Raw genomic sequence first — 5,018 nt, 5'->3', positions numbered from 1 at the left:
CGCTGGTCGGTTCGGTGCAGGACGCGATCACGGGCGCGCCCATCACGGCATCGGCCCGCTTCTTCGAGGTGGTCATGATGACCGGCGGAATCATCGCGGGTGTGGCGACGACACTGCGGGTCGCCGTCCTGCTGGGTGCGGAGCTGCCGGTCATCTCCTACGTCGCGCAGACGGGTCTGACCCAGTTGCCGACGCAGTTCGCGGCCGGTGCCGCCGCGTCGCTGTTCTTCGCCCTGGCCTGTTACGCCGAGCGCCGCGCACTGACGGCAGCGGCTCTGGGCGGCGCGGCCGGTGCCCTGGTGTACCAGCTGACCCTGGGGCTGAGCGTCGGCCCGATCATCGCGTCGGCGACCGCGGCGACGGTGGTCGGCTTCGCCGGTGGCCTGATGGCCCGCCGTGCCTACACTCCGCCGCTCGTCGTCGCGGTCGCCGGGATCACACCGCTGCTGCCCGGCCTGGCGCTGTACCGCGGTCTGTACGCGATCCTGCAGTCGGAACTGCTGGTCGGGTTGACCGCCCTGTTCGCCGCGTTCGGGATCGGCTGCGGTCTCGCGGCGGGCGTCACACTCGGCGAGTGGATGGCCCGGACCGCGCGCTACCCGCGCAGTATGCGCCGATCGGGTGCACTGCGCCGGCCGTCGCTGCGCCGGACCAGGTCGCGGCGGACGCGGAGCTACGCGAGCCCGGAAACGACGAAAGTCACGCCGCGCTTCGGTCGCTTGCGGCGTGACTTCCGGAATGGCTGACGGTCAGGAGTTGGCCTGACGAGCCTTTTCGTCGGCCTCCATGGCGTCGCGCAGGCTCTTCGGACGCATGTCGGTCCAGTTCTGCTCGACGTACTCGACGCATGCAGCGCGCGATTCCTCGCCGAACACGACCCGCCACCCCTGGGGGACCTCAGCGAAGGTCGGCCACAGCGAGTACTGCTCCTCGTCGTTCACGAGGACGTAAAAGCGGCCGTCTTCGTCATCAAATGGATTCGTGCTCATCTCGCCTCACTTGTTGCGTAGGTGTGCTGGTCGGGAATCCTACCAAGGAGCGACAGCTCCCCATGGCCGCCTGCCAGGTTCGCCCTGCGCCGTTCCAGCACTGCACCGAGGATCTCACCTGCCCGGATCGCCGTGTTCGACAGCAGCGACGCGGTGATGCCGTGGGTCTTCTCGGTGCCGCCCTGCAGATAGATTCCGCCGTCGATGTCGTCGGGCGTGGGCAGCCGGTAGTCGCGGTCGACCTCGCGCAGCGGCGTCTCGGCGGGCGCGAGATCGCCGAGCAGCGGGGCCAGCGGCGCCGGGGTGAATCCGGTGGCGAGGACGACGGCGTCGCACATGAGCGTGTGGGTCAGGCCGTCGAGTCCGCTGCGCACCTGCACCTCGATCCCGGTCGCCGTCTCCTCGACACCGGTGATCTCCGAGGCTCGGCGCATGAACAGCCGCCGCTTGCCCGAGACGCGCTCGCGGTATTCGGTCGCGTAGATCTCGGCGATCAGGTCGGGATCGACGACCGAGTAGTTGGTGCTGCGGTGCAACTCGAGCAGGCGAGCGCGTTCCTCGTGGGGAGCGCTGTGGAGTTCGTCGACGGTGCTCGGATCGAAGATGCGGTTCGCGTAGGGACTGTCGTCGGCGGGACTGTATCCGAAGCGGTTGAAGACGTTGTGCACTTCGGCGTCGGGGTAGTTGCGGTGGAGGTACTGCACGACCTCGGCGGCGGACTGCCCGGCACCGACGACGACGAACCGCTGGTGCACCGGTGCCGGCATCTCGGCGAGGTGGAAGAGGAACTGGTGGTTGTGGAAGCAGCGCGCGGATTCGTTGGCCCACTCGGGAATCCGGGCCCGCAGGCCGATGCCCAGCACCACGTTGCGGGCGTAGACGATCTCGCCTTCGGCGGTGCGGACCCCGAACAGTTCCGCCTTGCCGGTGCCGTCGCGCACGGCGTCGACGCCGGTGACCTCGGTGCCGTAGCAGATGTCGGCATCGACTCGTCCGGCCGCCCACTGCAGGTAGTCCTGGAACTCGTGGCGGGTGGGGAAGAAGGTCTGGTGATTGACGAAGTCGACGAGCCGGCCGCGCGAGTGAAGGTAGGAGAAGAAGCTGTAGCTACTGGTCGGATTCCGGAAGGTGACCAGGTCCTTGGGGAAGGCGATCTGCATCGTGGCGCCCTCGAGGAGCATCCCCGGGTGCCAGGAGAACGACGGCTGCTTCTCGAAGAAACGCGCCCGGACCGGCGAATCCGGCTCGGCGGCGTTGCGCTCTTCGATCGCGATGCTCAACGCCAGGTTGGCGGGCCCGAATCCGATACCGACGATGTCGAAGACGTTGTCCGGCGGGAAGTCCGGCACCTCCGAAACCTCGGAGGGCGCGCTGTATCGATCGGTCATCACTCATCTTTCGTGCTCGGGGGCCACAGCCGCAGGCGGTTTCGATCGACTCGGAAAAAGATAGCTCAGGCTATCCTTTGTTCGGTGAGCCTACCAATAGTTGCCCCGCTCGTGGTGACCTCCGATCTGCAGCCGGATCCCCGGCACGAAAGTCCCGAAACAAGTTGAGCGCGGCGGGATCACGTTCGATCCCACCGCGCTCGTCGGTCGCGAAGGTGTGGCCTCAGCCGGCCAGGAAGTCCAGAACCACCTTGTTCACTGCCTCGGGCTGCTCGAGGTACCCGTAGTGACCGGCGTCGGGAATCTCCTCGTAGACGGCGTTCGGGATCGCGTCGGCGACCTCCTTCGACAGGTACGCCGGAATCATCCGGTCGTCGGCGAATCCGACCGCGAGGCACGGCACCGTGATCGCACGGTAGGCGGCGCGTCGATCGAACTCGCGGTCCATCGAAAGCTGTGCCCGCACACCCGCCGAGATCTTGCCGCCGGTGAACTCGAACACGTCGAGCCAGTCGCGCGCGGCGTTCGCGTCCACGAGCGACGCCGGGGACAGGTTCATCACCGCGGTGACCGCGGCCCGGTACTTCGGCGGCAGTTCGACGCCGTTGTCGTACAGCTGGCGTTCCCCCTCGGTCAGCGTGAGCTGGAACTGATCCATCCGCGCGTGACCGGCCAGGAAGACCCCCTTGCGCACCAGGTCCGGCCGGGCCAGCGCGAGCTCCTGCGCGACGCGGGCGCCCATCGACGTTCCGATGACATAGGCGGGTCCGCCGAGCAGTTCGATCAGGCCCGCGGTGTCGGCGACGAGATCGTCGATCGTCATTCCGCCGAGGCTCTCCCCCGACGGAGCGATCCCGCGATTGTCGAACGTGGCCACGCGGTAGCCCGCCTTGACCAGCGCCGGCACCTGATGCAGGTCCCACACGCGGCCGGGGCTCCCCGTCCCCATGATGAGTACAACGAGGTCTCCGGTCCCTTTGACCTGGTAGTTCAGCGGGATGCCGTTGATCGTCGCGATGGGCATGAAGACCTTCCTCGAAAACGTCGCTGCGTGGCGGCCTCGCCGGGACGAGCGCACGGGCCGCGTCCACCGTACCGTGCGGCACGGCCCATCCGACGACCCCGCAGGAACGCGGTGAGCGCACAGCCGAGAGGCAGCGCGGCGTCGGCCCTTATCGATACAGACCTCGCCCCGGCATGCGGTGCCGCGGTCGCGGCTGGCGTGGGCATGTCCGGTTCTCCTAGAGTCGAACTACGAATGGCCTGCTCGAGCCGAGCAGCACTCCCGGGAGGAAACACCATGGCCGCCGACGTGACCACCGACAACGACATCGCCGACGAAGACCTCGAGCCCGTAGCCGAACAGACTGCCCGCCAGGCGCAGCGCGTCGTCGCGGCCTACGCCGAGGACGCCGACGAGTGCCGCATGCTGCTGTCGATGCTCGGCATCGGACCGACCGACAAGTCCGCCTGACCGTCCGCTCCGACAGCCACCCAGCCAGAGAAGAGGACGCCCCGTGCCCGCAGCCGATTCGCCGACCCTCACCGAATCCGACTTCGTTGTGGTCGCCAACCGGCTGCCCGTCGACCTCGAACGCCTTCCGGACGGCACGACCCGATGGAAGCGCAGTCCCGGCGGCCTCGTCACCGCGCTCGAGCCGATCCTGCGCACCCACCGCGGTGCGTGGGTCGGCTGGGCCGGTGTCGCCGATGCCGACCTGGATCCGATCGTCGACGACGACCTGGTGATGCACCCGGTTCCCCTCAGCGCCCAGGAGATCGCCGACTACTACGAGGGATTCTCGAACGCCACGTTGTGGCCGCTGTACCACGACGTCATCGTCCGTCCCGAATACCACCGCGAATGGTGGAACGCCTACGTCGAGGTCAATCGCCGGTTCGCGGAAGCGGCGGCGAAGGCTGCCGCGCAGGGTGCGACCGTCTGGATCCAGGACTACCAGCTCCAGCTCGTTCCGAAGATGCTGCGGATGCTGCGCCCGGATCTGACGATCGGCTTCTTCCTCCATATTCCGTTCCCGCCGGTCGAGCTGTTCATGCAGATGCCGTGGCGCACCGAGATCGTCGACGGGCTGCTCGGCGCCGATCTGATCGGCTTCCACCTGCCCGGCGGAGCCCAGAACTTCCTGTACCTCGCCCGGCGACTGGCCGGGCACCAGACCTCCCGCGGCAACGTCGGTGTCCGGTCGAAGCTCGGTGTCGTCCAGGTCGGGTTCCGCACCGTCCGGGTCGGGGCGTTCCCGATCTCCATCGCGTCCGGTGAACTCGACGAACAGTCCCGCCGCAAGTCGATCCGCGACCGCGCCAAGCAGATCCGCAAGGAACTCGGCAATCCGAAGCGCATCATGCTCGGCGTCGACCGGCTCGACTACACCAAGGGCATCGACGTCCGGCTCGACGCGCTGCACGAACTGATCGCCGAGGGTCGCGTCGACCCGTCCGAGACGGTGATGGTGCAGCTCGCGACCCCGAGCCGGGAACGGGTCGAGTCCTACATCCACATGCGCGGCGAGATCGAGAAGATGGTCAGCCGCATCAACGGCGAGTACGCCGAGGTCGGCCGGCCGGTGGTGCACTACATCCACCGCCCGGTCCCCCGCGACGAGCTCATCGCGTTCTTCGT

At 67.8% G+C, this 5,018-nt stretch carries 6 protein-coding genes; 3 read left to right on the top strand and 3 right to left on the bottom strand.

Annotation, left to right across the window (positions count from 1 at the left end; translation table 11 throughout):
* Positions 1-746, top strand: a 746-nt coding sequence (locus I0Q12_RS32260; protein ID WP_231610183.1) for a threonine/serine exporter family protein, incomplete at its 5' end; no start/stop codon positions are given.
* A 3-nt stretch (positions 747-749) separates the two neighbouring features.
* Here I0Q12_RS32260 and I0Q12_RS07255 read toward each other — a convergent pair.
* The 3 genes from I0Q12_RS07255 to I0Q12_RS07245 all read right to left on the bottom strand — a co-directional run bounded on the left by I0Q12_RS07255 (position 750) and on the right by I0Q12_RS07245 (position 3,401).
* Positions 750-989 carry an MbtH family protein gene (locus I0Q12_RS07255; RefSeq protein WP_197251288.1) on the bottom strand — a complete coding sequence of 80 codons (240 nt, stop codon included), beginning with the start codon at positions 987-989 and terminating at the stop codon, positions 750-752.
* Positions 986-2,377 (bottom strand): lysine N(6)-hydroxylase/L-ornithine N(5)-oxygenase family protein, encoded by a 1,392-nt coding sequence (locus I0Q12_RS07250; RefSeq protein ID WP_197251287.1) that lies wholly within the window; start codon positions 2,375-2,377, stop codon positions 986-988. The genes I0Q12_RS07255 and I0Q12_RS07250 overlap by 4 nt, the downstream gene beginning before the upstream one ends.
* Positions 2,378-2,600: 223 nt before the next feature.
* Positions 2,601-3,401: an alpha/beta fold hydrolase gene (locus I0Q12_RS07245; RefSeq protein WP_197251286.1), complete on the bottom strand. Its 801-nt coding sequence runs from the start codon at positions 3,399-3,401 to the stop codon at positions 2,601-2,603.
* A gap of 276 nt (positions 3,402-3,677) precedes the next feature.
* On the opposite strand from I0Q12_RS07245, the gene I0Q12_RS07240 reads away from it, so the two are divergent.
* Positions 3,678-3,851 carry a hypothetical protein gene (locus I0Q12_RS07240; RefSeq protein WP_197251285.1) on the top strand — a complete coding sequence of 58 codons (174 nt, stop codon included), beginning with the start codon at positions 3,678-3,680 and terminating at the stop codon, positions 3,849-3,851.
* A 43-nt stretch (positions 3,852-3,894) separates the two neighbouring features.
* On the top strand, positions 3,895-5,018 hold a 1,124-nt coding region (locus I0Q12_RS07235), incomplete at its 3' end, for a trehalose-6-phosphate synthase (protein ID WP_307846093.1).

Origin of the sequence: Rhodococcus sp. CX, assembly GCF_015865005.1 — a bacterium.
Lineage (GTDB): Bacteria > Actinomycetota > Actinomycetes > Mycobacteriales > Mycobacteriaceae > Rhodococcus.
Note: the sequence above shows the minus strand (reverse complement) of the source record. Positions and strands in the feature narration are given on the sequence as shown.

Excerpts from the sequence above, each read along its gene's own strand:
- I0Q12_RS07255 (WP_197251288.1), bottom strand. The coding sequence starts at position 989 with ATGAGCACGAATCCATTTGATGACGAAGACGGCCGCTTTTACGTCCTC.
- I0Q12_RS07250 (WP_197251287.1), bottom strand. The coding sequence starts at position 2,377 with ATGACCGATCGATACAGCGCGCCCTCCGAGGTTTCGGAGGTGCCGGAC.
- I0Q12_RS07245 (WP_197251286.1), bottom strand. The coding sequence starts at position 3,401 with ATGCCCATCGCGACGATCAACGGCATCCCGCTGAACTACCAGGTCAAA.
- I0Q12_RS07240 (WP_197251285.1), top strand. The coding sequence starts at position 3,678 with ATGGCCGCCGACGTGACCACCGACAACGACATCGCCGACGAAGACCTC.